General features: G+C 69.1%; 23 protein-coding genes and 5 tRNA genes. 18 read left to right on the top strand and 10 right to left on the bottom strand.

The window, feature by feature from the left end; genetic code table 11:
* Position 1: 1 nt before the first annotated feature.
* From OHA61_RS10585 to OHA61_RS10565, 5 genes are all read right to left on the bottom strand, one after another.
* Entirely contained in the window at positions 2-3178 is a 3177-nt protein-coding gene (locus tag OHA61_RS10585) for a nitrate- and nitrite sensing domain-containing protein (protein WP_406302878.1), read from the bottom strand.
* A gap of 336 nt (positions 3179-3514) precedes the next feature.
* On the bottom strand, positions 3515-4096 hold the full coding sequence (locus OHA61_RS10580) for a GTP-binding protein (RefSeq protein ID WP_406302877.1): 582 nt from the start codon (positions 4094-4096) through the stop codon (positions 3515-3517).
* The gene (locus OHA61_RS10575) at positions 4077-4481 is read right to left on the bottom strand and encodes a DUF742 domain-containing protein (protein ID WP_142213456.1); all 405 of its coding nucleotides are present in this window, start codon (positions 4479-4481) and stop codon (positions 4077-4079) included. Before OHA61_RS10575 ends, OHA61_RS10580 begins: the two co-directional genes overlap by 20 nt.
* Before the next feature lie 128 nt (positions 4482-4609).
* The gene (locus OHA61_RS10570; RefSeq protein ID WP_142214992.1) at positions 4610-5023 is read right to left on the bottom strand and encodes a roadblock/LC7 domain-containing protein; all 414 of its coding nucleotides are present in this window, start codon (positions 5021-5023) and stop codon (positions 4610-4612) included.
* 9 nt (positions 5024-5032) lie between these two features.
* Entirely contained in the window at positions 5033-8602 is a 3570-nt protein-coding gene (locus tag OHA61_RS10565) for a nitrate- and nitrite sensing domain-containing protein (protein WP_406302876.1), read from the bottom strand.
* Positions 8603-9184: 582 nt separating this feature from the next.
* On the opposite strand from OHA61_RS10565, the gene OHA61_RS10560 reads away from it, so the two are divergent.
* The 11 genes from OHA61_RS10560 (at position 9185) to OHA61_RS10510 (ending at position 14553) form a co-directional block, all read left to right on the top strand.
* A complete protein-coding gene (locus OHA61_RS10560) occupies positions 9185-9358 on the top strand; it encodes a hypothetical protein (RefSeq protein ID WP_406302875.1) in 174 nt (57 codons plus the stop codon).
* A gap of 106 nt (positions 9359-9464) precedes the next feature.
* Positions 9465-10256 (top strand): fumarylacetoacetate hydrolase family protein, encoded by a 792-nt coding sequence (locus OHA61_RS10555; protein ID WP_324977570.1) that lies wholly within the window; start codon positions 9465-9467, stop codon positions 10254-10256.
* Positions 10249-11724, top strand: coding sequence for a glutamate--tRNA ligase (gene gltX / locus OHA61_RS10550; RefSeq protein ID WP_406302874.1), 1476 nt, complete (start codon positions 10249-10251; stop codon positions 11722-11724). The genes OHA61_RS10555 and gltX overlap by 8 nt, the downstream gene beginning before the upstream one ends.
* A 110-nt stretch (positions 11725-11834) precedes the next feature.
* The gene (locus OHA61_RS10545; protein WP_406302873.1) at positions 11835-12554 is read left to right on the top strand and encodes an HAD family hydrolase; all 720 of its coding nucleotides are present in this window, start codon (positions 11835-11837) and stop codon (positions 12552-12554) included.
* 86 nt (positions 12555-12640) lie between these two features.
* Positions 12641-12712, top strand: a tRNA-Gln gene (locus tag OHA61_RS10540).
* A 21-nt stretch (positions 12713-12733) separates the two neighbouring features.
* Positions 12734-12806: transfer RNA gene (locus tag OHA61_RS10535), tRNA-Glu, on the top strand.
* Between the two features lie 83 nt (positions 12807-12889).
* Positions 12890-12962 (top strand) — tRNA-Glu (locus tag OHA61_RS10530).
* Between the two features lie 16 nt (positions 12963-12978).
* Positions 12979-13050: transfer RNA gene (locus OHA61_RS10525), tRNA-Gln, on the top strand.
* Positions 13051-13071: 21 nt separating this feature from the next.
* Positions 13072-13144: transfer RNA gene (locus OHA61_RS10520), tRNA-Glu, on the top strand.
* A 97-nt stretch (positions 13145-13241) separates the two neighbouring features.
* The gene (locus tag OHA61_RS10515) at positions 13242-13595 is read left to right on the top strand and encodes an STAS domain-containing protein (RefSeq protein WP_406302872.1); all 354 of its coding nucleotides are present in this window, start codon (positions 13242-13244) and stop codon (positions 13593-13595) included.
* Positions 13585-14553, top strand: a complete 969-nt coding sequence (locus OHA61_RS10510) for an anti-sigma factor RsbA family regulatory protein (RefSeq protein WP_406302871.1) — start codon at positions 13585-13587, stop codon at positions 14551-14553. Before OHA61_RS10515 ends, OHA61_RS10510 begins: the two co-directional genes overlap by 11 nt.
* Before the next feature lie 65 nt (positions 14554-14618).
* Here the strand turns inward: OHA61_RS10510 and ndgR are convergent, their stop codons facing one another.
* Positions 14619-15335, bottom strand: a complete 717-nt coding sequence (gene ndgR, locus OHA61_RS10505) for an IclR family transcriptional regulator NdgR (RefSeq protein ID WP_026278050.1) — start codon at positions 15333-15335, stop codon at positions 14619-14621.
* 143 nt (positions 15336-15478) lie between these two features.
* Between ndgR and leuC the strand changes: the two genes are divergently transcribed.
* The 4 genes from leuC (at position 15479) to OHA61_RS10485 (ending at position 18643) form a co-directional block, all read left to right on the top strand.
* Complete coding sequence (leuC, locus tag OHA61_RS10500; protein ID WP_406302870.1) at positions 15479-16903, top strand: 3-isopropylmalate dehydratase large subunit; 1425 nt, start codon at positions 15479-15481, stop codon at positions 16901-16903.
* A gap of 5 nt (positions 16904-16908) precedes the next feature.
* The gene (leuD, locus tag OHA61_RS10495; protein ID WP_406302869.1) at positions 16909-17502 is read left to right on the top strand and encodes a 3-isopropylmalate dehydratase small subunit; all 594 of its coding nucleotides are present in this window, start codon (positions 16909-16911) and stop codon (positions 17500-17502) included.
* Between the two features lie 104 nt (positions 17503-17606).
* Positions 17607-17834: a hypothetical protein gene (locus OHA61_RS10490; RefSeq protein ID WP_142213448.1), complete on the top strand. Its 228-nt coding sequence runs from the start codon at positions 17607-17609 to the stop codon at positions 17832-17834.
* Positions 17835-17977: 143 nt separating this feature from the next.
* The gene (locus OHA61_RS10485) at positions 17978-18643 is read left to right on the top strand and encodes an HU family DNA-binding protein (protein ID WP_406302868.1); all 666 of its coding nucleotides are present in this window, start codon (positions 17978-17980) and stop codon (positions 18641-18643) included.
* Between the two features lie 74 nt (positions 18644-18717).
* On the opposite strand, the gene OHA61_RS10480 is transcribed toward OHA61_RS10485, so the two are convergent.
* Together OHA61_RS10480 and cofC are read right to left on the bottom strand one after the other, a co-directional pair.
* Complete coding sequence (locus tag OHA61_RS10480) at positions 18718-18921, bottom strand: hypothetical protein (protein ID WP_324979658.1); 204 nt, start codon at positions 18919-18921, stop codon at positions 18718-18720.
* Positions 18922-19143: 222 nt separating this feature from the next.
* Positions 19144-19821 (bottom strand): 2-phospho-L-lactate guanylyltransferase, encoded by a 678-nt coding sequence (gene cofC / locus OHA61_RS10475; RefSeq protein ID WP_406302867.1) that lies wholly within the window; start codon positions 19819-19821, stop codon positions 19144-19146.
* A 147-nt stretch (positions 19822-19968) separates the two neighbouring features.
* Between cofC and OHA61_RS10470 the strand changes: the two genes are divergently transcribed.
* From OHA61_RS10470 to OHA61_RS10460, 3 genes are read left to right on the top strand one after another with little or no spacing between them, the layout of a single operon-like run.
* Entirely contained in the window at positions 19969-20721 is a 753-nt protein-coding gene (locus OHA61_RS10470; RefSeq protein ID WP_406302866.1) for a lysophospholipid acyltransferase family protein, read from the top strand.
* On the top strand, positions 20718-21731 hold the full coding sequence (locus OHA61_RS10465) for an NAD(P)H-dependent glycerol-3-phosphate dehydrogenase (protein WP_406302865.1): 1014 nt from the start codon (positions 20718-20720) through the stop codon (positions 21729-21731). Before OHA61_RS10470 ends, OHA61_RS10465 begins: the two co-directional genes overlap by 4 nt.
* A gap of 34 nt (positions 21732-21765) precedes the next feature.
* Positions 21766-22923: a D-alanine--D-alanine ligase family protein gene (locus tag OHA61_RS10460; RefSeq protein ID WP_324979650.1), complete on the top strand. Its 1158-nt coding sequence runs from the start codon at positions 21766-21768 to the stop codon at positions 22921-22923.
* Between the two features lie 4 nt (positions 22924-22927).
* Here the strand turns inward: OHA61_RS10460 and OHA61_RS10455 are convergent, their stop codons facing one another.
* Together OHA61_RS10455 and OHA61_RS10450 are read right to left on the bottom strand one after the other, a co-directional pair.
* The gene (locus OHA61_RS10455) at positions 22928-23362 is read right to left on the bottom strand and encodes a DUF3515 domain-containing protein (protein WP_406307312.1); all 435 of its coding nucleotides are present in this window, start codon (positions 23360-23362) and stop codon (positions 22928-22930) included.
* Positions 23363-23430: 68 nt separating this feature from the next.
* Positions 23431-23664: an Lrp/AsnC family transcriptional regulator gene (locus OHA61_RS10450; protein WP_108152814.1), complete on the bottom strand. Its 234-nt coding sequence runs from the start codon at positions 23662-23664 to the stop codon at positions 23431-23433.
* Positions 23665-23724 lie beyond the last annotated feature (60 nt).

The following is a 23724-nucleotide window of genomic DNA, read 5'->3' as shown; positions in this document are numbered from 1 at the left end:
ACTAACGCTCCTGGTTGTAGGTACTGCCCGGGCCGAAGCCCAGTCCGTTCGTGTCCGTTCCCGCGCTGCGTCCCTGCTGGACACCGCGCCGCAGGTTGCTCAACCTGCCGCGCACGGCGTCCGGGGCGCGGGAGACCTGGGGGCCGCCCTGGGGCGTCTGCTCCGCGGTGCCCTCGATGAGATTGGCCTTGGGCACCCGCCGCGGAAGGCCGGAGGAGGTGACCCCGCCCGCCTTCGGATCGCGGAGCTTCTCCGCCCGCTGCCAGCGCTCGTCGTTGGTCGAGCGCCAGTCCTCGGAGCCGGTGGCGCTGATGCTGTTGCCGGGCGCCTCGGTCTGATCGCTCTGCGGAGCCTGTCGGTCCTGCTCGGCGGGCTGCTGCCACTGCTGCTCGGACTGCGGCTGCTGGGTGCTGCCGCGCCGCGGGAGACCGGCGTTGGTCATCGCGTGGCTGCTGCTCGGAGCGGGCCCGGGTCGGTCGAAGCCTACGCGCTCGGGGGCGTTCGCGGGAGCGCCGGGGGAAGATTCCGCTTCCGCCTGGTACTCCGGCTCGTACGCACCCTGGTACGGACCTTGATCCTGCCACTCCGCCTGGTGGGACGGGGTGTCGTACTGGCCGTCGTACTGACCCTCGGACGCCTGCGAAGCCTGGTAATTGGCTTCCGCATATGCGCCCGCGGGCTGGTCCTGCTGCTCCTGGTACTCCTGGTGCTCGGGGTAGCCACCGGGCGTCTGGTAGCCGTCGTACGCCTGCTGGTCCTGGGCGTAACCCTGCTCCTGGAACTCCTGGCCGTATTCGGAGCCGTACTGCTGCTGCTCCTGCGGGTAGTCCGCCTCGTCGCGGAAGAGGGGGCGCTCCCCGCCCTGAGCCTGCGCCTCCAGCGCCAGACGGCGCTCCTCGCGCATCAGCGAGCGGCCCACCGGGTCGAGCTGCGCGGATGCCTCGGACTCCTCGTACCGCGAGTCGTCGAAGCCGAGCTCCGCCGCCGTGCGCATCGGCGCACTCTGCAGCGGGGCGTGCTCGTAGGACTGCTGCTGCTCCGGAATGATCTGGGAGACCGTGAAGTCGTCCTCGGGGAGCGCCTCGCCGCCGCCACCGTGGGTGATGGCGTCGGGGAGCATGACCAGCGAGGTGGTGCCCGCCTGCTCGCCGGAGGGGCGCAGCTGGACGCGGATGCCGTGCCGGTCGGCGAGGCGGCCGACCACGAACAGGCCCATGCGCTGCGAGACGGCGGCGTCCACCGTCGGCGGGTTGGCCAGCTTGTGGTTGATGTCGGCAAAGTCCTCGGCGGTCAGGCCGATGCCCTTGTCGTGGATCTCGATCATGACTCGACCGTCGGGGAGACGGGTTGCCGTCACCCGAACCTTGGTCTGCGGCGAGGAGAACGTCGTGGCGTTCTCCAGAAGCTCGGCCAGCAGGTGCACGAGGTCGGTCACGGCCTGGCCGTGGATGTCCGTCTCCGGGACACCCGTGAGCTCGATGCGCTCGTACGACTCCACCTCGGAGGAGGCGGCACGCAGCACGTCGACGAGCGGCACCGGCTGGTTCCAGCGGCGGCCCGGCTCCTCGCCCGCGAGGACCAGGAGGTTCTCGCCGTTGCGGCGCATACGGGTCGCCAGGTGGTCCAGCCGGAAGAGGTTCTCCAGCTGGTCCGGGTCGGCCTCGTTGTTCTCCAGGTCGGTGATCAGGGTCAGCTGGCCCTCGATCAGCGACTGGTTGCGGCGCGAGAGGTTGGTGAAGATCGCGTTGACGTTGCCACGGAGCATGGCCTGCTCGGCGGCGAGCCGCACGGCCTCGCGGTGGACCTGGTCGAAGGCGCGGGCGACTTCGCCGATCTCGTCCTGGGTGTCGATCGGGATCGGCTGCACCCGGGTGTCGACGCGGCCCGGCTCCGTACGCGAGAGCTGGTCGACCAGCATCGGCAGGCGCTGCTCGGCGATGCCGAAGGCGGCGGTGCGCAGCTGGCGCATCGAGCGGCTCATCTGGCGGGCCATGAGACCGGCCAGGATGAAGGCGGTGAGCAGGGCGATCACGACGATGGCGCCGTTGGTGATGGCGTCGCGCTTGGCGTCGTCGGAGATCTCGGCGGCCTCGGTCACGGACTTGGTGACGAGGTCGTTCTCGATCTCGGTGTAGCCGTCGAACTTGGCGGTGGCCGCTCCCATCCACACCACGGGCGTGATGTCGAGCTGCTTCAGCTCCTTGGGGCTGAGCCCCTGGCCGATCTTGGCGGACATGCCCGCCAGGACCGACCCCTTGTCGTCCGTCGGCGGCTTGAGACCGGCGGCCTTGAGCTGCTTGCCGCCCTCGACGGCCTTGGCCGTCATGATCTGCTCGAGCTTGTCGGCGTCGTCCTGCGTACCGCCGGAGACATACTCGGCGAGCGCGATCTGCTCGAGGTAGTTGTACGAGTTGAACGCGATGGTCTGCTTCGCGCGGATCGTGCCGTCCTGGCTGGGCCGGATCAGCAGGTGCAGACCGATGGAGCGCTGGAGCGAGGCGGCGGCCTTGGCCAGCTGGACCGCGTAGACCGTACGGCCGTAGCTGGTGATGTTGCCGGTGCCCAGGCCGAGCTCGTTGGAGAACTCCATCAGCGAGTGCTGGACCTTGACGTAGCTCTCTTCGGTGCCCACCGCGGACTTCTTCTCGACGCCCTCGGTGTAGGCGTACTTGCGGATCTCGGCGAGGCCGGGCTCCTCGGCCCGGAAGAGGCTCAGACGGCGCTCCAGGCCCTGCTTCTCGGGCAGAACCTTGACGGCCTCGTCGAACTTCCTCTTCGCGTTGTCCGTGTTCGCGTACGCCTTGGTGACTTCCGGATCCTGGCGGGCATTGGCGAGCAGCTTGGGCGCCGTCAGGTCACGCTCGTTGAGCAGTGCCTGGCCGTACTCCGAGGCGGCGCGCACGATCAGCGCCGTCTTTTCGGCGTCCTGCGCCTCTTTCCAGGTGTCGATGGACGACTTGACCTGGAAGCCGCCCATCACCAGCCCGACGAGCACGGGTATGAGCAGGATCGCGTTCAGACGGGTGGGCACCCGCCAGTTGCGCGGGGACAGCCGGCTGGAGCTTCCGGTGGCCGGGGACGGACCGGGCGCATCCGCAGGCGACGCCGCTGTGCGCGGCGGCGGGGTGAAGTTGCCCCGCGCCTGCTGCTCTGCGGAGCTCGTCATGCTTCGCCTCACTCGACCAACAACCTCTCGGCGTCGGCACCTACGCTGTGCCGTGTTTCGTTCAGAGCTCTACTACTCGGGAGTTCGTCGAATTCCAGCACGCGGAGGGGCCCCGTTCCAAACAGTTGGAATTGGCCATTCCGTGTGTGCAGACCCGAGATAATTCGGGCATAAAGAGCAAGTACCGTCAAATTGCGGGGCAAATGTGAGCGCAGGGACACCGGCCGGATGCACCGGGTGGCCGAGCCATCTTAATTCTCTGTCGAAACGTTATGAACACGAGGGCGGACCGTGTCAAAGGACACAGTCCGCCCACGCATAACTACGACAACTGCCGTATGTCGGTGTCTACTTGAGGCGGGCCATCAGGGCGTGCTCCACCAGCGTGATCAGCGCGGACTTGGCATCGGCACGATGACGGGCGTCCGTCGTGATGATCGGGGTGTCCGGGCCGATCTGCAGCGCCTCCCGCACCTCTTCGGGGTTGTACGGCTGGTGTCCCTCGAAGCCGTTGAGGGCGATGACGAAGGGCAGTCCGCTGTTCTCGAAGTAGTCGACTGCCGGGAAGCAGTCGGCGAGGCGGCGCGTGTCGACGAGGACGACGGCGCCGATGGCGCCGCGGACCAGGTCGTCCCACATGAACCAGAAGCGGTCCTGTCCGGGTGTGCCGAACAGGTAGAGGATCAGGTCCTGGTCCAGGGTGATGCGGCCGAAGTCCATGGCCACCGTGGTGGTGGTCTTGTCCCCGGTGTGCGTGAGGTCGTCGATGCCCGCGGACGCAGACGTCATCACGGCTTCGGTACGCAGCGGGTTGATCTCCGAGACGGCGCCGACGAACGTGGTCTTGCCCACGCCGAAGCCGCCCGCCACCACGATCTTCGCGCTGGTTGTCGATCGGGCAGCGCCGCCGCTAGAGCTTGCGAAGTCCACTGAGCACCCTTTCGAGCAGTGTCACATCCGGCGTGCCGCCGGCCTCTCCGTTGCCCGGCTGATGGATGGCCACCATGCCCGCCTCCGCCAGGTCGGCGACGAGGATACGGGCAACCCCGAGCGGCATCGACAGCAGCGCCGAGACCTCGGCCACCGACTTGACCTCACGGCACAGGTGGCAGATCCGCTGGTGCTCCGGCAGCAGCCCGGCCAGGTGCGCCGGGTCGGCCGTGGTGCTGACCAGTGCCTCTATCGCGAGCTGGTAGCGCGGCCGGGTCCGGCCGCCGGTCATGGCGTACGGACGGACCAGCGGCTGATCGCCTTCTCCGTACGACGCGTCGACTGAGGCGCCGTACGGATCGTGAGAGGCGGGTGGCGGGGTCATGAATCCTCCGGGCGTGACAGCAAGTGGTCTGCGTGCCGTCTGAGTGGAGCCGGTGGGGGGCCTGTGGGCGGCCTGACGGTAACTGTGCGGTGGCGTCTATCTGAAACACCTCGTGGGGGAGGCGGATATCAGTGCAGCAGGCTCCCCTGGAGCTCGGCGCGCAGGTCCGGAGTGAGGACGCTGCCCGCCCGGTCGACCAGGAGGGCCATTTCGTAACCCACCAGACCGATGTCGCACTCGGGGTGTGCGAGCACGGCCAGCGAGGAACCGTCGGAGACGGACATGAGGAACAGGAAACCGCGTTCCATTTCGACCACGGTCTGGCTGACCGGGCCGCCTTCGAAGATCCGGGAGGCGCCCGCGGTCAGCGAGGTCAGCCCGGAGGCAACGGCCGCCAGCTGATCGGCGCGGTCGCGCGGGAAACCTTCTGACATTGCCAGCAGAAGACCGTCGGCGGAGACCACCACTGTGTGGGACACCCCGGGGGTGTTGTCCACGAAATTGGTGATCAACCAGTTCAGATTCTGCGCCGCCTGGCTCATCGGGCTCAACTAGTGCTCCTGCTGGTGAGTGGGGCCGAGGTTGAAGCTGCCGGTCGTCGAATTCTGCTGACGGCCCTGCTGAATGCCACGACGGAGATTGGTCAGCCGGCCGCGTACATCATCGGGTGCACGCGAAACCTGCGGTCCGGCCTGGTGGTTCTGCTCCTGGGCGGTTCCCGGCACAAGGTTGGCGCGCGGGACCCGACGGGGCAGACCAGAGGTGGTGACGCCGCCCGCCGCGGGCTTCCTGACCCGCTCGGCCTGGCGTACCAACTCGTCATTGGGCGAGGAGCGCCATGCGGCACCACTCGCGTTGGGCGCGTTGCCCGGGGTCGCCGGGCTCTGCGCCGGGGCGCGCTGCGGCATCGGCGGAAGGGGACGCTCCGCCGGCTGCTGCGGAACAGCTGCCGACGGTCCCTGAGGCTGCTGCTGAGCGGGCTGACCGTTCTGCGGACCGTGGAACCAGTTCGTCTCCAGCGTGTCGTACAGCGGCGTACGGCCGTCGCCGGGACCGGCGGGCGGCAGCGCCTCGGGCTGCGGCTGCGGAGGCAGCGCATTCGCGGGGCGCGGGGCGCGGAAGCCGTCCTGGCCACCGCGCGGACGCGGAGCCTGGGCGGGAGCGGGCGGGGCGTTGAAGTCCGGACGCGCGAACTGCGCGGTGGACGCCGGGTCCTGCGAACCGGCGCCCGAGCCGTTCATGTCCGGGCGGGCGTACTGACCCGTGGACGAGGAATCCGGGGCGCCGAACACGTCGGGCCGTACGAACTGCCCGGTGGCACCGGCACCACCGCGCGGCGGGCCCGCGGTGTAGTCGGGCCGCGCGAACTCCGACGTCGAGCCCGGACCACGCCCGGAGTCGCTGTCCTCGTGCCCGCGCGGAGAGTCTGCGGCATGGCGTGGCGGGGCGCCCTGCTGCTCGTTGCCCCAGCTGGTGGCCTGCGGGCGCTGAGGGCGCTGCGGCTCCTCGCGGCGGGGGCTGCCGGGCAGTTCGGCGCGCGGACCGCCGGACGCCGGCAGCTGCCGGCCGCGGTCGCCCGAGCCCGGCGCACTCTGCGGGAAGCCGTTCTGACGCTCGTTGCGGGCCGGGGCGTTCTGCGCGCCGCGCCCCGCACCGGAGCCGAATGCCCCGGCGAGACCGCGGCCCTGACCCTGGGAGGCCTGCTGGCCCTGGCCCGGAGCACCGTCACGGGCAGGCAGCGCGGCACGCGCACCCGAGCCCGCGCCGACCTGGCCGCGCGGGGCGCCGGCGCCGAGCCGACCGCCCGAGGGAGTCCCCGCGGGACCCGCGCCGGGGCCGCCGCCGAGACCGGGACGGCCGCCGCCCGTACCGCCGGGACGACCGCCGATACCCGCCGGACCACCCGGCGCCGGGGGAACGGCGCCCTGGCCGCCCGCACCGGGCATACCGGTCGGAGGCTTCTTGCCGCCGTGGGCGACATCGACGGGGAGCATGACCAGCGCGGTCGTACCGCCGGAGTCGGAGGGGCGCAGCTGGATGCGGATGCCGTGTCGCAGGGACAGCCGGCCGACCACGAACAGACCCATGCGGCGCGAGACCGAGACGTCCACGGTGGGCGGCGACGCCAGCCGCTCGTTGATCGCGGCGAGGTCCTCGGGGGAGAGGCCGATGCCGGTGTCGTGGATCTCGACCAGCACACGGCCGTCCGGCAGTGCGTGACCGGTGACGCGGACCTTGGTCTGCGGCGAGGAGAACGAGGTCGCGTTCTCGAGCAGCTCGGCGAGGAGGTGCACGAGGTCGTTGACGACGCGTCCGGCGACCTCGGTCCCGGGGACCGAGGCCAGTTCGATGCGCTCGTACTGCTCCACCTCGGAGGCGGCGGCACGGAGCACGTCGACCAGCGGGACCGGCCGGGTCCACCGGCGGCCCGGCTCCTCGCCCGCGAGGACGAGGAGGTTTTCGCCGTTCCGGCGCATACGGGTCGCGAGGTGGTCCAGCTTGAAGAGGGAGGACAGCTGGTCCGGGTCGGCCTCGCGGGACTCCAGCTCGGAGATGAGCGAGAGCTGACGCTGGATAAGACCCTGGCTGCGGCGCGAGAGGTTGGTGAACATCGCGTTGACGTTGCCCCGCAGGAGGGCCTGCTCGGCGGCGAGGCGGACGGCCTCGCGGTGCACGTCGTCGAAGGCCGCGGCCACCTGGCCGATCTCGTCACGGGAGTGCACACCGACGGACTCGACGGAGGTGTCGACGTCCTGCGGGTCCGACTCGGACAGCTGCTTGACCAGCTCGGGCAGACGGTCCTGGGCGACCCTGGTCGCGGTGTCCTGCAGCCGGCGCAGCGAGCGGATCATGGAGCGGGCCACGACGAAGGCGCCCACAAGGGAGACACCGAGGACGATGAGGATCAGCGCACCGTTGATGATCGCCTCGCGCTGCGAGGCCTCACGCAGCTCACGGGCCTTGGTCTCCATCTGGCCGAGCAGCGTGGCCTCGATGGTCTTCATGGCGTTGATGCGGACCGTGTAGTCGTCGGTCCAGTCCAGGTGCGAACGGATGGGCTGCGACGCCAGACCGTTCTTGGTGTCCAGCACGCGCTTGGCGTAGAGCACGGACGCCTCGATGGTCGGGTTGCCGTCCTCCATCGGTTCGGTCAGCTCGTCGGCGTTGCCGCCGGAGGACTCGTAGACCGACTTGAAGGCCTGGAGCTGGGTGTCGCCGCTCTCGCGGGCCGCCTGGCCGTACTGCCGGTCGGACTCGGTCAGACCGGGGATCGCGCCCTTGTCGCCGACCGGGAGCGCTGCGGCGATGACCGCACGCTGGATGGAGGCGTACTCCTTGGCGGACGAGAAGGCCGCCAGAGCGCGGGTCCGCTTGATCATCTCCGGGTTGTTCGTCGCCTGCGCCATGTCCTGGGACAGGCTCAGCAGGGCGTCGATCAGCCGGCTGTACTTGTCGATGGTGAGGGAGGTCGGCTGGTTCGGCTTGTACGCGTTGGCCCGGATGCCGTTGAGCTCGTTGACCTGGACGGCGATCTGGTTCGCGTTGGCCCGGATGCTCTCCAGGGCCTCGTCCTCATCCGTGTTGGGGATGTCACGGGTGGCCTCGAGGAAGGCTTTCCTGGCCCGGTCGGTCGCGGTACGCGGACCTGTGACCTTGAAGTCGCTGACGGCGGCAGGGTCGTTGCGGATCGGGCCCGCCGACAGGTCGCGCTCCGTCTGGAGCTGCGTCGCCAGTTCGGTCGCCTGCTTGGTCATCTTGGTCAGCAGCTGCATGTGATCCAGCTGCTTCATGTCTTCCATGGACTCGTTGATACGGAGTCCGCCCAGCGTGGTCGCGGCGACGACCGGCAGGGTCAGCAGGGAGACAAGACGCGTGCTGATGCGCCAGTTGCGCAGGGCTATTCGCGGCCCTGTGTCCGTCGGTCCCTTCGGCTTCAGCGGGGCCGTGGGCCTCTCGCCGCCGGGTGCCGCAGTGCCGGGGCGCGCGGCACGGTCGCCGCTGTCGCCGGGCGCTGCCGGTCCCTGGTTTTGGGTGTGCTGGGGCGAGGAGCCGCGGTCGGTCCCGCCGCGCGGCTCCTGTTCCGCCGCAGCGCTGCCATCCCTCTTGAAACGTCCCTGCACTAGCGTCGCAACCTCTGGACCAGGCGTCCCTCCGCTCTCACGGCGGGACGGTGTCGGCGTCTCGGGGCGAAAATATGGTGCCCCATGGTGGTCGTTGAGTGACCGGCGCTGCTCCCCCTTTCCCGCCGCCACTCGGCGCTGCGTTGCGCCCCTTGCGCGCCGGCCTGAAACCGCGGCGGTGCGTGGAATTCCAGCACAGTGCCGGATCTCCAACAAGAGCCATGTACCGGCCTGTGACCTGGATGACGCGTTGTGAGCGTCGCGTCACAAGACGTAGAAACGGTTCACGGAGGAAACGGACTTTTCTGTACGAGTCGCTTAGGGGTGGGGGGTGTCCCAGTAGCGATGATCAGGAGCGGAATGGTCGCTTCAGTGGCGCAATGTCCGTTTCTCTCAATTGACCCGTCATCCGGAATGTCCGAATTGACCGTCAACTCGTGAGGAAACTCACACGTAGATCGCTGAGTCTTCCGGGCTTTCCCGGGGAATTGGATGTTTAGCCTGACGCTTTACAGGGATGGGAAATCCGTCAACCCGGCGTTAACCGCAGCGCCCGCACACCGACAAGGTCTGAAACAACCGATGAAGACGACGATGATGTTCCGCAACATAGCCAACCCCCGGCGCACCACGCTCGCGCACCTCACGGACGCGGACGAACTGCAGATGTCGGAGCAGCCGGAGCACGCGATCGATCTTCCCATGCAGACGGCCAACCCCCGCCGCACGGTCCTGATGGACGCCCCCGCCCAGTAGTACGCGAGGCGGTGCCCCGCCAATACGCGAGGCGGTCCGCGCACCCGCGTTAGCCTGGAGCGTCAGACTCCAGCCAGCGTCATCAAAAGAGGGGCACCCGCATCCCGTGCGCATCGCCAGGTTCTCCATCGACGGCAATGTGGCCTTCGGCGCGGTCGAGGGCGAAGGCCCCGACGGCCTCGTCCTCGACATCATCAAGGGCATCCCGTTCGCGGACTTCGAGCTCTCAGGGACCAAGGTCCCGCTGGCTCCCGGCTCCAAGGACAGGGTCCGGCTGCTGCCGCCCGTGCTTCCCAGCAAGGTCGTGGCCTTCGGCCGCAACTACGCGGAACACGCTGCGGAGCTCGGCAACGAGGTCCCCGACGCGCCGTTCGCCTTCTTCAAGCCGTCCACCTCGGTGATCGGCCCCGGCGACCCCATCGCGTACCCCTCCTTCTCGCAGGAACTGCACCACGAGGCCGAACTGGCCGTGGTCATCGGCCGGATGTGCCGCGAGGTCCCGCGCGAGCGGGTCAAGGACGTCATCCTCGGCTACACCTGCGCAAACGACGTCACCGCCCGTGACGTCCAGAAGCGCGAGAAGCAATGGGCCCGGGCCAAGGGCTTCGACAGCTCCTGCCCGCTCGGCCCCTGGGTGGAGACCGACCTCGACCCGAGCGACCTCGCCATCCAGTGCACGGTCAACGGCGAACAGCGCCAGCTCGGCCGTACGAGCCAGATGATCCACTCCATCGAGGAGCTGATCGTCAATGCCTCCGAGGCGATGACACTGCTCCCCGGCGACGTCGTCCTGACCGGCACACCGGCCGGGGTCGGCCCGCTCAACGTCGGCGACGAGGTCGCCGTCACCATTCAAGGCATCGGCACTCTCACCAACAAGGTGATCAAGCGTGGCTAACGCGAACGTCCGCGTACGTTTCTGTCCGTCCCCGACCGGCAACCCCCATGTGGGCCTGGTCCGCACCGCCCTGTTCAACTGGGCCTACGCCCGGCACACCGGCGGCACCATGGTCTTCCGTATCGAGGACACCGACGCGGCCCGCGACTCCGAGGAGTCGTACAACCAGCTGCTCGACTCGCTGCGCTGGCTGGGCCTGGACTGGGACGAGGGCCCCGAGGCGGGCGGCCCGCACGCCCCCTACCGCCAGTCGCAGCGGATGGACATCTACCGGGACGTCGCCGAGAAGCTGATGACCGGCGGCTACGCGTACGAGTGCTTCTGCACCGCCGTCGAGCTGGAGGCCCGCCGCGACGCCGCCCGGCTGGCCGGCAAGCCCTCCGGTTACGACGGCACCTGCCGCAACCTCTCCGCCGAGCGCATCGCGCGGTACAAGGACGAGGGCCGCCCGGCGATCGTCCGCTTCAAGATGCCCGACGGGCCGATCACCTTCACCGACCTGGTCCGCGGCGAGCTGACCTTCACCCCGGACAACGTGCCGGACTACGGCATCGTCCGCGCCAACGGCGCCCCGCTGTACACGCTGGTCAACCCGGTCGACGACGCGCTGATGGAGATCACGCACGTACTGCGCGGCGAGGACCTGCTCTCCTCGACCCCGCGCCAGATCGCGCTCTACAAGGCGCTGATCGAGCTGGGCATCGCCAAGGAGATCCCCGCGTTCGGTCACCTCCCGTACGTCATGGGCGAGGGCAACAAGAAGCTCTCCAAGCGCGACCCCCAGGCGTCCCTGAACATCTACCGGGAGCGCGGTTTCCTCCCGGAGGGCCTGCTCAACTACCTCTCCCTCCTCGGCTGGTCCTTCTCGGCCGACCAGGACGTCTTCTCGATCGAGGAGATGGTGGCGAAGTTCGACGTCGCGGACGTCAACGCCAACCCGGCCCGCTTCGACCTGAAGAAGGCCGAGGCGATCAACGCCGACCACATCCGCCGCCTCGATGTGAAGGCCTTCACCGAGGCATGCGGCCCCTGGCTGCGGGCCCCGCACGCCAACTGGGCCCCGGAGCTGTTCGACCAGGCGGCCTGGGAGGCGATCGCCCCGCACGCCCAGACCCGGCTGACCGTCCTCTCGGACATCACGGCCAATGTCGACTTCCTCTTCCTGGATGCGCCGGTCGAGGACGAGGCGTCCTGGACGAAGGCGATGAAGGAGGGCTCCGACGCGCTGCTGCGCACGGCTCGCGAGAAGCTGGCCGACGCGGACTGGTCCAGCCCCGAGTCGCTGAAGAACGCGGTCCTGGCGGCGGGCGAGGAGCACGGCCTGAAGCTCGGCAAGGCCCAGGCCCCGGTCCGCGTCGCGGTCACGGGCCGCACGGTGGGCCTGCCGCTGTTCGAGTCGCTGGAGATCCTGGGCAAGGACAAGACGCTGGCGCGGATCGACGCGGCGCTGGAGAAGCTCACGTCCTAGGCTCGGCTCATGCCGATCCGCGCGGTCCTGTGGGACATCGACACTGCACTCATCGGGGGGTAACCCCCGAACCCCCAGCAGGGGGCGGCGCGGCAGGTACCGTCGGAATCATGCCGATCCGCGCGGTCCTGTGGGACATCGACGACACGATCTTCGACTACGCCCGCGCCGACCGCGCCGGAATGCAGCGGCACCTCGAAGCCGAGGGCCTGGTGGACGGATACGATTCCGTCGACCAGGCCCTCGTCCGTTGGCGCGAGATCACCGACCAGCACTGGGCCCGCTTCTCCGCCGGTGAGACCGACTGGCAGGGCCAGCGCCGCGACCGCGTGCGGTCCTTCACCGGCCGGCTATTCGGTGATGCCGAGGCCGACGACTGGTTCCAGCGCTACATCGTGCACTTCGAGGCCGCCTGGTCGCTCTTCCCTGACGCCGTCCCCGCGCTCGACCTGCTCGCCGACGGCTACCGCCATGCCGTCCTGTCCAACTCCTCGCTCCACAACCAGGACCGCAAGCTGCGCGTCCTGGGCGTACGCGACCGGTTCGAGGCGGTCGTGTGCGCGGTCGAGCTGGGTGTGTCCAAGCCCGCACCCGAGGCGTTCCACGCGGCTTGCGAAGCCCTCGCGCTGCCGCCCGAGGAGGTCGCGTACGTGGGGGACCAACCGGACATCGACGCGCAGGGAGCCATGGCCGCGGGTCTCACCGGTATCTGGCTGGACCGCACCGGTCTCGGAGGGCGTCCTGAGCTCACCCGTATCACCGGTCTCGCCCAGCTCCCCGGCCTGCTCCGGCGCGATACTCGTTTTGGAGCGCCGGACACCTTCAGGTAATGTTCTTCCTGCGCCGCCCGAGTGGGCCGAGAGGTCCGGCCGGAGGGCGCAAACCAAACAAACCCCCACTCGGGGTTGAGTTTTGGTGGGCTATGGTGTAATTGGCAACACTACGGTTTCTGGTACCGTCATTCTAGGTTCGAGTCCTGGTAGCCCAGCTCGCAGAGTTCTTCTGCAAAGCCCCCGTTGTGTAGCGGCCTAGCACGCTGCCCTCTCAAGGCAGTAGCGCCGGTTCGAATCCGGTCGGGGGTACAGATCCATCCTGCTGATCATCAGGGTCGCACCCGATGACCGCGCAGTGACATCACCCGGCTCTGCCGGGTGGGATCGCTAGGGCCCCCGTTGTGTAGCGGCCTAGCACGCCGCCCTCTCAAGGCGGTAGCGCCGGTTCGAATCCGGTCGGGGGTACTGGTCTAAACCACCATGGCCTATGGTGTAATTGGCAACACTACGGTTTCTGGTACCGTCATTCTAGGTTCGAGTCCTGGTAGGCCAGCTCGCGGAGCTCATCCGCAGGGCCCCCGTTGTGTAGCGGCCTAGCACGCCGCCCTCTCAAGGCGGTAGCGCCGGTTCGAATCCGGTCGGGGGTACGCATCGAAGAGGCCCTCCGCGCATCGCGGAGGGCCTCTTCGCGTTCTTCGGGTACGGACCTTCCTGCGGCGGCAGCCCCTGGCGGATACTCCGCCCATGGATGCTGTCGGCGCGGAACCTCTCGTACGTACCGCGGAGTTACGCATCTCCCGCATCCAACAGCCGCCGGGGATGAGGATCGAGGGCATCGTCGACGTCCATACGCACCGCCACCTGAGCGGTGCTCTCGACGTGATCGCCTCGGTCGAGGGGGATCTCCAACTCGACGTTTCCGGGCTGGAGTTCCTCGACCTCGGCGGACTGCGCCTGCTGATCGGCCTGGCCCGGACCCGAAAGCCCGGCGACCATGTGGAGTTGGCGGGACTCGCCCCGCATCTGCGGAATGTGATCGCGCTTGTGGGCTGGGACGACACACCCGGTCTGCGGCTGGGAGACCACCGTGTCAACTGACCGGGACCCGGGCCGCTTTGAGCACCAGGCCTGTCTGTACGGCGACGAGGAAGAGTTTCTCGCGATGGCCGTGCCGTTCGCCGGCGAAGGGCTGGCCGCGGGGGAGCCGGTGCTCGCCGCAACGACCCCCGCGAACATCGCGCTCCTGCGGGACGCGCTGGGGGAGAGTGCGCACGGCCTCGACACCGCCGAGACCGCCTGCTTCGGCCGCCGGCCGGTGGACCGGGTCACCGCGTTGCTGCGGTACGCCGACAGCTTCCGGGCGCGGGGCCGCCCGGTGCGGATGATCGCCGAACCGGCGTGGGCGGGGCAGTGCACCCGGCAGATCGACGAGTGGAAGCGGCTGGAGTCCGGGCTCAATGTCCTGCTCGCCCACACCGACGCGCGACTGATCTGCCCGTACGACATCCGCAGCGTGCCGGACCACATCGTGGAGGCGGCCTGGGCGACGCATCCCCGCCATGTGGTGGGTGACCTGGTGCTGCCCTGCGGCACCTACACCGAACCGGAGATCTACGCCGCGGCCCGGGAGAGCCCGCTCCCGCCGCCGCCCCCGCACGCCGCGCTCCTGGAGCCACCGGCCTCGCTGGATGCGGTACGGCGCTTCGCGCGGCTGCGGGCCGAGACGGCGGGTTTGAGCGAGGAGCGCGTCGCGCAGGCCGAGTCGCTGGTGAACGAGGCGCTGACCTGGCTGCTCGCGCGCGGGGCGGCCGATGCGGAGCTGCGGGTCTGGGAGGAGCCGGGCACGGTGGTCTGGGACCTGCTGGGCCTGGGGCGGCAGGCGACCTTGCCGGGGCGCTTCGCGGGTTTCGTCCCGCCGGGACCGCAGCCGTCGGCGGACGACGCGCTGTGGCTGGTGCGGAGCCTGTGCGAGGCGGTGGAGATCCGTGGGGTGACCGAGAGCGGTCTGCGACTGAGGCTCCGCTGCGCGGGCGCGCGCGCCCTGCACTGGCCTTGAGTTTCCCGCCGGCCGGCCTGAAACATCAGGCCGGCCGGCGGGAAACTCAGCCTCACCGGTCGGGGTCAGCCGCTACGGCGCAGCGCCTCGCTCAGGCGGGCCGCCGCGTCGATGACCGCCTGCGCGTGCATCCGGCCCGGGTGCCGGGTCAGCCGCTCGATCGGGCCCGAGACCGACACCGCGGCCACGACCCGGTTCGAGGGCCCCCGCACCGGCGCCGAGACGGACGCCACGCCCGGCTCGCGTTCGCCGATCGACTGGGCCCAGCCCCGGCGCCGTACGCCGGACAGCGCCGTGGCCGTGAAACGCGCGCCCTGCAGGCCCCGGTGCAGGCGCTCCGGCTCCTCCCAAGCCATCAGGATCTGGGCCGATGACCCGGCCTTCATGGTGAGCGTGGAGCCGACCGGCACGGTGTCCCGCAGTCCGGACAGCCGCTCCGCCGCTGCCACGCAGATACGCATGTCGCCCTGCCGACGGTAGAGCTGCGCGCTCTCGCCCGTGACATCGCGCAGATGCGTGAGTACCGGTCCCGCCGTGGCGAGCAGCCGGTCCTCGCCCGCCGCGGCCGCGAGCTCGGCCAGCCGCGGGCCGAGGATGAACCGGCCCTGCATGTCCCTCGCCACCATCCGGTGGTGTTCCAGTGCCACGGCAAGGCGATGCGCCGTGGGTCGTGCAAGCCCTGTCGCCGCGACCAGCCCGGCGAGGGTGGCCGGACCGGACTCCAGAGCGCTCAGTACCAGAGCTGCCTTGTCGAGAACGCCGACGCCGCTAGAGTTGTCCATGCAACGATATTCACGTCTCACACTGTGAAACGCAAGTTCAAATTTCCCGGGAACTTGCGACTCTGTATGCGCGGCCCGCGGACCAACGGGCTCTGCACAAGATCTCTAGTTGCGTCGGCGAACAGCCGGCCGGAGGGAAAGCGATGGGTAGGACACTCGCGGAGAAGGTCTGGGACGACCATGTCGTCCGGCGCGCCGAGGGCGAGCCCGACCTCCTCTACATCGACCTGCATCTGCTGCACGAGGTCACCAGCCCCCAGGCTTTCGACGGGCTGCGCCAGAATGCCCGGCAGGTGCGGCGTCTCGACCTCACCATCGCGACCGAGGACCACAACACCCCGACGATCGACATCGACAAGCCCATCGCGGACCCGGTCTCCCGCGCCCAGTTGGAGACCCTGCGCAAGAACTGCGCGGAGTTCGGTGTACGGCTGCACCCGCTGGGCGACGTCGAGCAGGGTGTCGTCCATGTCGTGGGCCCCCAGCTGGGCCTGACCCAGCCCGGCACCACCGTGGTCTGCGGTGACTCGCACACCTCCACCCACGGCGCGTTCGGCGCGCTCGCGTTCGGCATCGGCACCTCCCAGGTGGAGCATGTCCTGGCCACCCAGACGCTGCCGCTGGCCCGCCCTAAGACCATGGCCATCACGGTCGAGGGCGAACTGCCCGACAGCGTCACCGCCAAGGACCTGATCCTGGCCATCATCGCCCGGATCGGCACCGGCGGCGGCCAGGGATACATCCTGGAGTACCGCGGCTCCGCCATCGAGAAGCTCTCGATGGAGGCCCGGATGACCATCTGCAACATGTCGATCGAGGCGGGCGCCCGGGCCGGAATGATCGCCCCGGACCAGACCACCTTCGACTATCTGCAGGGCCGTGACCACGCCCCCGAGGGCGAGGACTGGGACGCCGCCGTCGCGTACTGGAAGACGCTGCGCACCGACGACGACGCCGTCTTCGACGCCGAGGTGTTCATCGACGCCACCGAACTGGCGCCGTTCGTCACCTGGGGCACGAACCCCGGCCAGGGCGCGCCCCTGTCGGCCAACGTCCCCGACCCGGCTTCGTACGAGGACGCTTCGGAGCGCCACGCCGCCGAAAAGGCCCTGGAGTACATGGGGTTGAGCGCCGGCCAGCCGCTGCGCGACATCAAGGTCGACACCGTCTTCGTAGGCTCCTGCACCAACGGCCGGATCGAAGACCTGCGCTCGGCCGCCGCGATTCTGGACGGCCGCAAAGTCGCCGACGGCGTACGGATGCTGGTGGTCCCCGGCTCCGTACGGGTCGCGCTGCAGGCCGTCGAGGAGGGCCTGAACAAGGTCTTCACCGAGGCGGGCGCCGAATGGCGGCACGCGGGCTGCTCGATGTGTCTGGGCATGAACCCCGACCAACTGGCCCCCGGCGAGCGCTCCGCGTCCACCTCCAACCGCAACTTCGAGGGCAGGCAGGGCAAGGGCGGACGTACCCATCTGGTCTCGCCGCAGGTCGCCGCCGCCACCGCGGTACTGGGCCATCTGGCCTCGCCCGCCGACCTGTCCGAAGCCCCCGCGACCGTCGGAGTCTGAGCACCATGGAAGCTTTCACCGCACACACCGGCCGGGCCGTCCCGCTGCGCCGCAGCAACGTCGACACCGACCAGATCATCCCGGCCCACTGGCTGAAGAAGGTCACCCGCGACGGCTTCGAGGACGGGCTCTTCGAGGCCTGGCGCAAGGACCCGTCCTTCGTCCTCAACCAGCCCGAGCGGCAGGGCGCCACGGTTCTGGTGGCGGGCCCCGACTTCGGCACCGGCTCTTCCCGCGAGCACGCCGTGTGGGCCCTGCAGAACTACGGCTTCAAGGCCGTCATCTCCTCCAGGTTCGCCGATATCTTCCGCGGCAACTCGCTCAAGAACGGTCTGCTGACCGTGGTTCTGGACCAGAAGGTCGTGGACGCGCTCTGGGAGCTGACCGAAGCCGACCCGACGGCCGACGTCACCGTGGACTTGGAGAAGCGACAGGTTCTGGCCGAAGGAATCACGGCCGACTTCGAGCTTGACGAGAACGCCCGGTGGAGGCTGCTGAACGGGCTGGACGACATCAGCCTCACCCTTCAGAACGAAGCCGACATCGCGGCTTACGAGGCCACCCGACCGGCCTTCAAACCCCGCACAATTCAGGCCTGAGCAGCGCTTTTCCCGTACTGCGCCCCCCACCGTCCGGTGGGGGGCGCAGTCGCTCGTTGAGACCCTGCCGGGCGACAACTCGCCCCAGATGGCACAATCGGTGCATGGAACGCGACAGCCAACTCGAGCTCTACGAGGCAGTCGCCGCCCGACTGAAGGAAGCGCACACAAGAGTGCGCGCACTGCAAGTCCCGGAGGGCGTAAGGATGGCGCTGTCCCGGAAGCTGCTGGTCGTCACGGCAGCGGCGAAGCACGATCTCCCGGATGCGGCTAGGCGTCTGGACCGCTTGATGAAGGACCTCGACGAGGGCCGATTCCCTGAAGGCGACTGACACCCGAAGTTCCGCGAAGGTCGACTTCGTTGCGGCACTAGGGTGATTAGCCCGTTTCGTGTTTGATTTGCGGTATATATCTGCCTAACGTGCGAAAAAGCCTGGACGCATTCGTTCCGGCCAATGTCTCCGAAGGGGAAGACGTGAACAAGGCGCAGCTCGTAGAAGCGATTGCCGACAAGGTCGGCGGCCGTCAGCAGGCCGCAGACGCTGTCGACGCGGTACTTGACGCGATCGTCCGCGCAGTTGTCGGCGGAGACCGGGTTTCGGTCACCGGCTTCGGCTCGTTCGAGAAGGTCGACCGTCCTGCTCGTTACGCCCGCAACCCGCAGACGGGTGAGCGCGTGCGGGTCAAGAAGACCTCGGTTCCGCGCTTCCGTGCGGGGCAGGGCTTCAAGGACCTGGTGAGCGGCTCGAAGAAGCTCCCCAGGGGCGGCGAAGTCGCCGTCAAGAAGGCTCCCAAGGGCAGCCTCACGGGCGGCGTGGCCGCAGCCCGTACGACCGTGAAGAAGGCGGCCGCCAAGAAGACCGTCGCCAAGAAGGCCGCCGCCGCGAAGAAGACGGTCGCCAAGAAGGCGGCGGCAGTGAAGAAGACCGCGGCGAAGAAGACGGTCGCCAAGAAGACCGTCGCCAAGAAGGCCGCCGCGAAGAAGGCGACTCCGGCAAAGAAGACGGCCGCCAAGAAGGCGACGGCGAAGAAGGCCGCCGCCAAGAAGACCGCGCCGGCCAAGAAGGCCACGGCGAAGAAGGCGCCCGCCAAGAAGGCGACGGCACGCAAGACCGCCGCCAAGAAGAGCGCCGCCAGGTAGTAAGCGGCACAAGGTCAAAGGGCCACTCACGCGCCGGGCCGGGCTCCCCTCGGGGAGCCCGGCCCGCGGCGTTGTCAGAGGGTTGCCAGTGTCACCAGCGTGATGCGCAGGGCATCGCCCCGGCCCTCGGTCTCGATACGGACCCGCTGGCCCGGCCGCAGCAGCCGCAGACCGCCCGCGTCGAAGGCCGCGGCATCGAACTCCACCGGGGTGCCGTCGTCGAGCAGCACACTCCCGCTGCGGGTATCGGAGTCGTAGGTGTACGAGGTCGCCTGCATACCGGCAGCTTAGGGGGTGTCCTCGGGATCCAGGGGGTGTGGGGGCTAGGCCGTGTCTGACAAATAGCGCCGTCCGCCCGCAGGGCGGGGTGCGCGGCGTCCGGTGCGTGCAATCGCAAGGCGGAGGATCATCCTCGTACTGGACGTACTTGGATGACTCCGACAACGCAGCGAGTGTGCGTGCCGGGCGTCGCGCACCAGGCGAGATTTGTCAGACACGGCCTAGAGCGTGCGGGCGCCCGCGGCCCAGCGTTCAGCGGTCCGCGGGCCCACTCCCAGGGTCAGCGCAGCCGCCAGATCGTCCCCCGTGTCGACGTCCTGCCGGACCGAATCCACGCCGTCGAGCAGGATTTCCGCGGCACCCGACGCCAAATGCCGACGGCGGGATCGGCCGCCGAAAGCGGGACGCAATTCCGTGCCCGGTGCCGCGGAGAGGAAAGTCGTGCCGATTCCGGCCGCATCCGCCAGAAATGCCCGGGGAAATACCGAAGCACGAACCAGTACCCGGGCCAATTCCTCGGGGCGCAATGCGGGCAGATCGGCGTTGAGTGCCGCGACGGCCGCGCCCGGACGCAGCGCCCGCACCGCCTCCGCCCCGTGCGCGAGTGCCGCGTTGAGGCCGGCGCCCGGGCTGTCCGGCACGATCCGCGCGCCCAGTGCGGCCAGCTCGACGCCCGCCGCCGGATCGTCCGTGACGACCGCCACATCCCGTACCAGGCCGCACGCCAGCGCCGCGGCCACCGTGTCCTGGGCAAAGGCGAGCGCGAGATGCGGCCGCAGAATGCCGTCCGCGGCCCCCGCGAGCCTGCTCTTGGCCAGAACGAGGGGTTTCAGCGGGACCACCAGGGACCAGCCGTCGCTCGAGTCGGTGTTCGTGGCGAGCTCTCCGTCCATGCGCATCCGCCCCATTGTGGCGCGAGCCCTAGATGAGCCGGAGGCCCGGGCCCGGAGCCGAGGCGTACGGTGTTCTCGACAGACCAGGGGCCTGGGGCGACACTTGACCCCCAGCAGCCGGGCGGTAGCCCGGCAATAGAGGAAGGTGTCCGAGTGTCCCGCCGTAGAATCGGCTTCTGGTACCGCCTGGCGGCGGTCATCGCTAAACCGCCGCTGTTGGTTCTGTTCAAGCGGGACTGGCAGGGAATGGAACACATTCCGGCGGACGGCGGATTCATCACCGCTATCAATCACAACTCGTACCTCGACATGTTCTCCTACGGGCACTTCCAGTACAACAGCGGACGTGTGCCCCGATTCCTGGCCAAGGCCGCGCTCTTCAAGGCGCCCGTTGTCGGCACCCTCCTGCGGGGCACCGGTCAGATTCCCGTCTACCGCGAGTCCTCCAACGCCTTCGGCGCCTTCCGCGCGGCCGTCGACGCCATCGAGCGCGGTGAATGCGTCGCCTTCTACCCGGAGAGCACGCTCACCCGCGATCCCGGTATGTGGCCGATGACCGCGAAGACCGGAGTCGCGCGTGCGGCGCTGCTGACCAAGGCGCCGGTCATTCCGGTCGCCCAGTGGGGCGCCAACTTGGCGATGCCGCCGTACGCCAAGGAGAACAAGGTCCGCTTCTTCCCGCGCAAGACGCTTCAGGTGAAGGCGGGCCCGCCGGTCGACCTCGACCGCTTCTACGGCGAGGAGCCGACCCCCGAGGTGCTGAAGGCGGCGACCGAGCACATCATGGCCGCGATCACCGCCCTGCTGGAGGACATCCGCGGCGAGCAGGCCCCCGACAAGCCGTACGATCTGCGCGAAGTCCTCGCGCAGCAGCGCCGCAAGGCCGCCGAGGAGGGCACCAAGTGACGCGCGCCGCCATCAAGGCAGCAGTATTCGGAACCGGCTCCTGGGGCACGGCCTTCGCCATGATTCTCGCCGACGCGGGCTGCGAGGTGACCCTGTGGGCCCGCCGCGCCGAACTCGCCGCATCGGTCAACGCCACCCGGACCAACCCCGACTATCTGCCGGGAATTGAGCTTCCCGAGGCGGTACGGGCGACCAGCGACCCCGCCGAGGCCGCGGCCGGTGCCGAGTTCACCGTGCTGGCCATTCCCTCCCAGACCCTGCGCGGCAATCTCGCCGCCTGGGCACCCCTCCTCGCGCCGGACACCGTGCTCGTCTCCCTGATGAAGGGCATCGAACTCGGCACCGCCAAGCGCATGAGCGAGGTCATCGAAGAGGTCGCCAAGGTCTCCGCCGAACGCGTCGCCGTCGTCACGGGCCCCAATCTCGCCAAGGAGATCGCCCAGCGCCGGCCCGCCGCCGCGGTGGTCGCCAGCCGCGACGAAAGCGTCGCCCGGCGGCTCCAGTCCGCCTGCCACACCCCCTACTTCCGCCCGTACACCAACACCGATGTGGTCGGCTGCGAACTGGGCGGCGCCGTCAAGAACGTCATCGGCCTCGCCGTCGGCATCGCGGACGGCATGGGCCTCGGCGACAACGCCAAGGGCTCGCTGATCACGCGCGGCCTCGCCGAGACCACCCGCCTGGGCCTCGCGATGGGCGCCGACCCGATGACCTTCTCCGGGCTCGCCGGACTGGGCGACCTGGTCGCGACCTGCTCCTCGCCGCTCTCCCGCAACCACACCTTCGGCACCAACCTCGGCCGCGGGATGACGCTCGAGGAGACCATCGCGGCCACGAAGCAGACCGCCGAGGGCGTCAAGTCCTGTGAATCGGTACTGGATCTGGCCCGCAGGCACGGCGTCGACATGCCGATCACCGAGACCGTCGTCGGCATCGTCCACGAGGGCAAGCCGCCGGTCGTCGCGCTGAAGGAACTGATGTCACGCAGCGCCAAGGCGGAGCGGCACTGACGTGATTCAAGCCAGCGGGTAGTCTCATCGCGATATGAGCAGCGAGAACCTCCCCCAGAGCCCTGAGCAGCAGCCGCGCAAGCCGCGCGTAGCCGTCGTCTTCGGCGGTCGCAGCTCCGAACACGGGATCTCCGTGGTCACCGCCGGCGCCGTACTGCGCGCCATCGACCGTACGAAGTACGACGTGCTGCCGATCGGCATCACGTCGGACGGCCGGTGGGCGCTGACCGCCGACGAGCCGGAGCGGATGGCCATCACCGACCGCCGTACGCCGAGCGTCGAGCAGCTCGCGGACTCCACCGAGGGCGGCGTCGTGCTCTCCGTGGATCCCGCCAACCGCGAGGTCGTCTACAGCGAGCCCGGCGCCGTCCCCAAGGCGCTCGGCGAGGTCGACGTCGTCTTCCCCATGCTGCACGGCCCGTACGGCGAGGACGGCACCCTCCAGGGCCTCCTGGAGCTCTCCGGCGTCCCGTACGTCGGCTCGGGCGTCCTCGCCTCGGCAGTCGGCCAGGACAAGGAGTACATGAAGCGCGTCTTCATCTCCTTCGGCCTGCCCGTCGGCCCGTACACGGTCATCCGCCCCCGCGAGTGGGAGCTCGACCCGTCCGCCGCCCGCAAGAAGATCATCGACTTCGCGGGCGAGCACGGCTGGCCGCTCTTCATCAAGCCCGCGCGTGCCGGATCCTCCATCGGCATCACCAAGGTCGACGACATCTCCGGCCTGGACGAGGCGATCACGGAGGCGCAGCGCCACGACCCCAAGATCCTGGTGGAGTCGCTGCTGCGCGGCCGCGAGATCGAGTGCGGGGTGCTGGAGTTCGAGGACGGCCCGCGTGCCAGCGTGCCTGCCGAGATCCCGCCCGTCACGGCCCACGAGTTCTACGACTTCGAGGCCAAGTACATCGACTCGGCAGCCGGTCTGGTGCCCGCGCCGCTCACCGAGGAGCAGACCGCCGAGGTACGCCGGCTCGCGGTCGAGGCCTTCGACGCCGCCTCCTGCGAGGGCCTGGTGCGCGCGGACTTCTTCCTCACCGAGGACGGCGAGTTCGTCATCAACGAGATCAACACGATGCCCGGCTTCACGCCGATCTCGATGTACCCGCGGATGTGGCAGGAGAGCGGCGTCGGCTACTCCGAGCTCGTCGACCGGCTGATCCAGGCGGCGCTGCGCCGCTCGACCGGATTGCGCTAGACCCTTATGGCACGTCGAGTCTGGCCGGCACCGTCTTCTTGACGGCGTCGGCCAGTTCGGCGAGCGGCGTGACGTCGTGGGCGTACCGCTTGTCCATCGTGACCTCGACATAGGTCTTGCGGTACGTGGTGGTCAGGCGGGGGCCGTCGGACTTCTCCTCCAGCAGCCAGTTGACTCCGTCCGCCTCCACGGCCTTGGACTGTGCGTCGCTCATCTTCGCGGGCCGCGGGACACCACAGCGCAGTACGATCGCCGCATCGCCCCAGCCGGCGGTCAGATCGGAAGCCGGCTCAGGGTCGCTGCGGTCCTCACCGGCCACGGACTTCGGCAGCTCCTTGTCCAGCGCACCGCACAGCGCGGCCTCGTTCGACGGCGGGCTGGGAACCGTGACCGACGCCGCTGCGTCCGTGGAGGAGCAGCCCGCGGCGGCCAGCAGCATCAGGGCGGCAGCGGACAGAAAGAAGGGCCGGCGGCGGGAAGACGTCACCGGCCAAGCGTAGACGGGGGCTACAGGTGCACGACCGGGCAGGTCAGGGTTCGGGTGATGCCGTCCACTTGCTGGACCTTGGCGACCACCATGCGACCGAGATCGTCCACCGTCTCGGCCTGGGCGCGCACAATCACGTCATAGGGACCGGTCACGTCCTCGGCCTGAATCACTCCCGGAATCTTGCCGATGGTCTCGGCGACGGTCGACGCCTTGCCCACCTCGGTCTGAATGAGGATGTACGCCTGTACCACGGAACCTCCAGGGCGGCCACGAGGATCATGTGGGGGGAAGGGACGCCACGGTATCGCGTC

The sequence above is a fragment of the Streptomyces sp. NBC_00885 genome (assembly GCF_045207475.1).
Taxonomy (GTDB): domain Bacteria; phylum Actinomycetota; class Actinomycetes; order Streptomycetales; family Streptomycetaceae; genus Streptomyces.
The sequence above is the reverse complement of the archived record's forward strand: the minus strand, read 5'-3'. Positions and strand labels throughout refer to the sequence as shown.

Coding starts and splice junctions, on each gene's coding strand:
- OHA61_RS10455 (WP_406307312.1), bottom strand. CDS start 23,362: ATGCTGCTGGCCGCCGCGGGCTGCTCCTCCACGGACGCAGCGGCGTCG.
- OHA61_RS10570 (WP_142214992.1), bottom strand. CDS start 5,023: ATGAGCCAGGCGGCGCAGAATCTGAACTGGTTGATCACCAATTTCGTG.
- OHA61_RS10545 (WP_406302873.1), top strand. CDS start 11,835: ATGCCGATCCGCGCGGTCCTGTGGGACATCGACGACACGATCTTCGAC.
- cofC (WP_406302867.1), bottom strand. CDS start 19,821: ATGCGCATGGACGGAGAGCTCGCCACGAACACCGACTCGAGCGACGGC.
- OHA61_RS10480 (WP_324979658.1), bottom strand. CDS start 18,921: ATGCAGGCGACCTCGTACACCTACGACTCCGATACCCGCAGCGGGAGT.
- OHA61_RS10575 (WP_142213456.1), bottom strand. CDS start 4,481: ATGACCCCGCCACCCGCCTCTCACGATCCGTACGGCGCCTCAGTCGAC.
- OHA61_RS10490 (WP_142213448.1), top strand. CDS start 17,607: ATGGAACGCGACAGCCAACTCGAGCTCTACGAGGCAGTCGCCGCCCGA.
- OHA61_RS10460 (WP_324979650.1), top strand. CDS start 21,766: ATGAGCAGCGAGAACCTCCCCCAGAGCCCTGAGCAGCAGCCGCGCAAG.
- OHA61_RS10515 (WP_406302872.1), top strand. CDS start 13,242: ATGGATGCTGTCGGCGCGGAACCTCTCGTACGTACCGCGGAGTTACGC.
- leuD (WP_406302869.1), top strand. CDS start 16,909: ATGGAAGCTTTCACCGCACACACCGGCCGGGCCGTCCCGCTGCGCCGC.
- OHA61_RS10560 (WP_406302875.1), top strand. CDS start 9,185: ATGAAGACGACGATGATGTTCCGCAACATAGCCAACCCCCGGCGCACC.
- ndgR (WP_026278050.1), bottom strand. CDS start 15,335: ATGGACAACTCTAGCGGCGTCGGCGTTCTCGACAAGGCAGCTCTGGTA.
- leuC (WP_406302870.1), top strand. CDS start 15,479: ATGGGTAGGACACTCGCGGAGAAGGTCTGGGACGACCATGTCGTCCGG.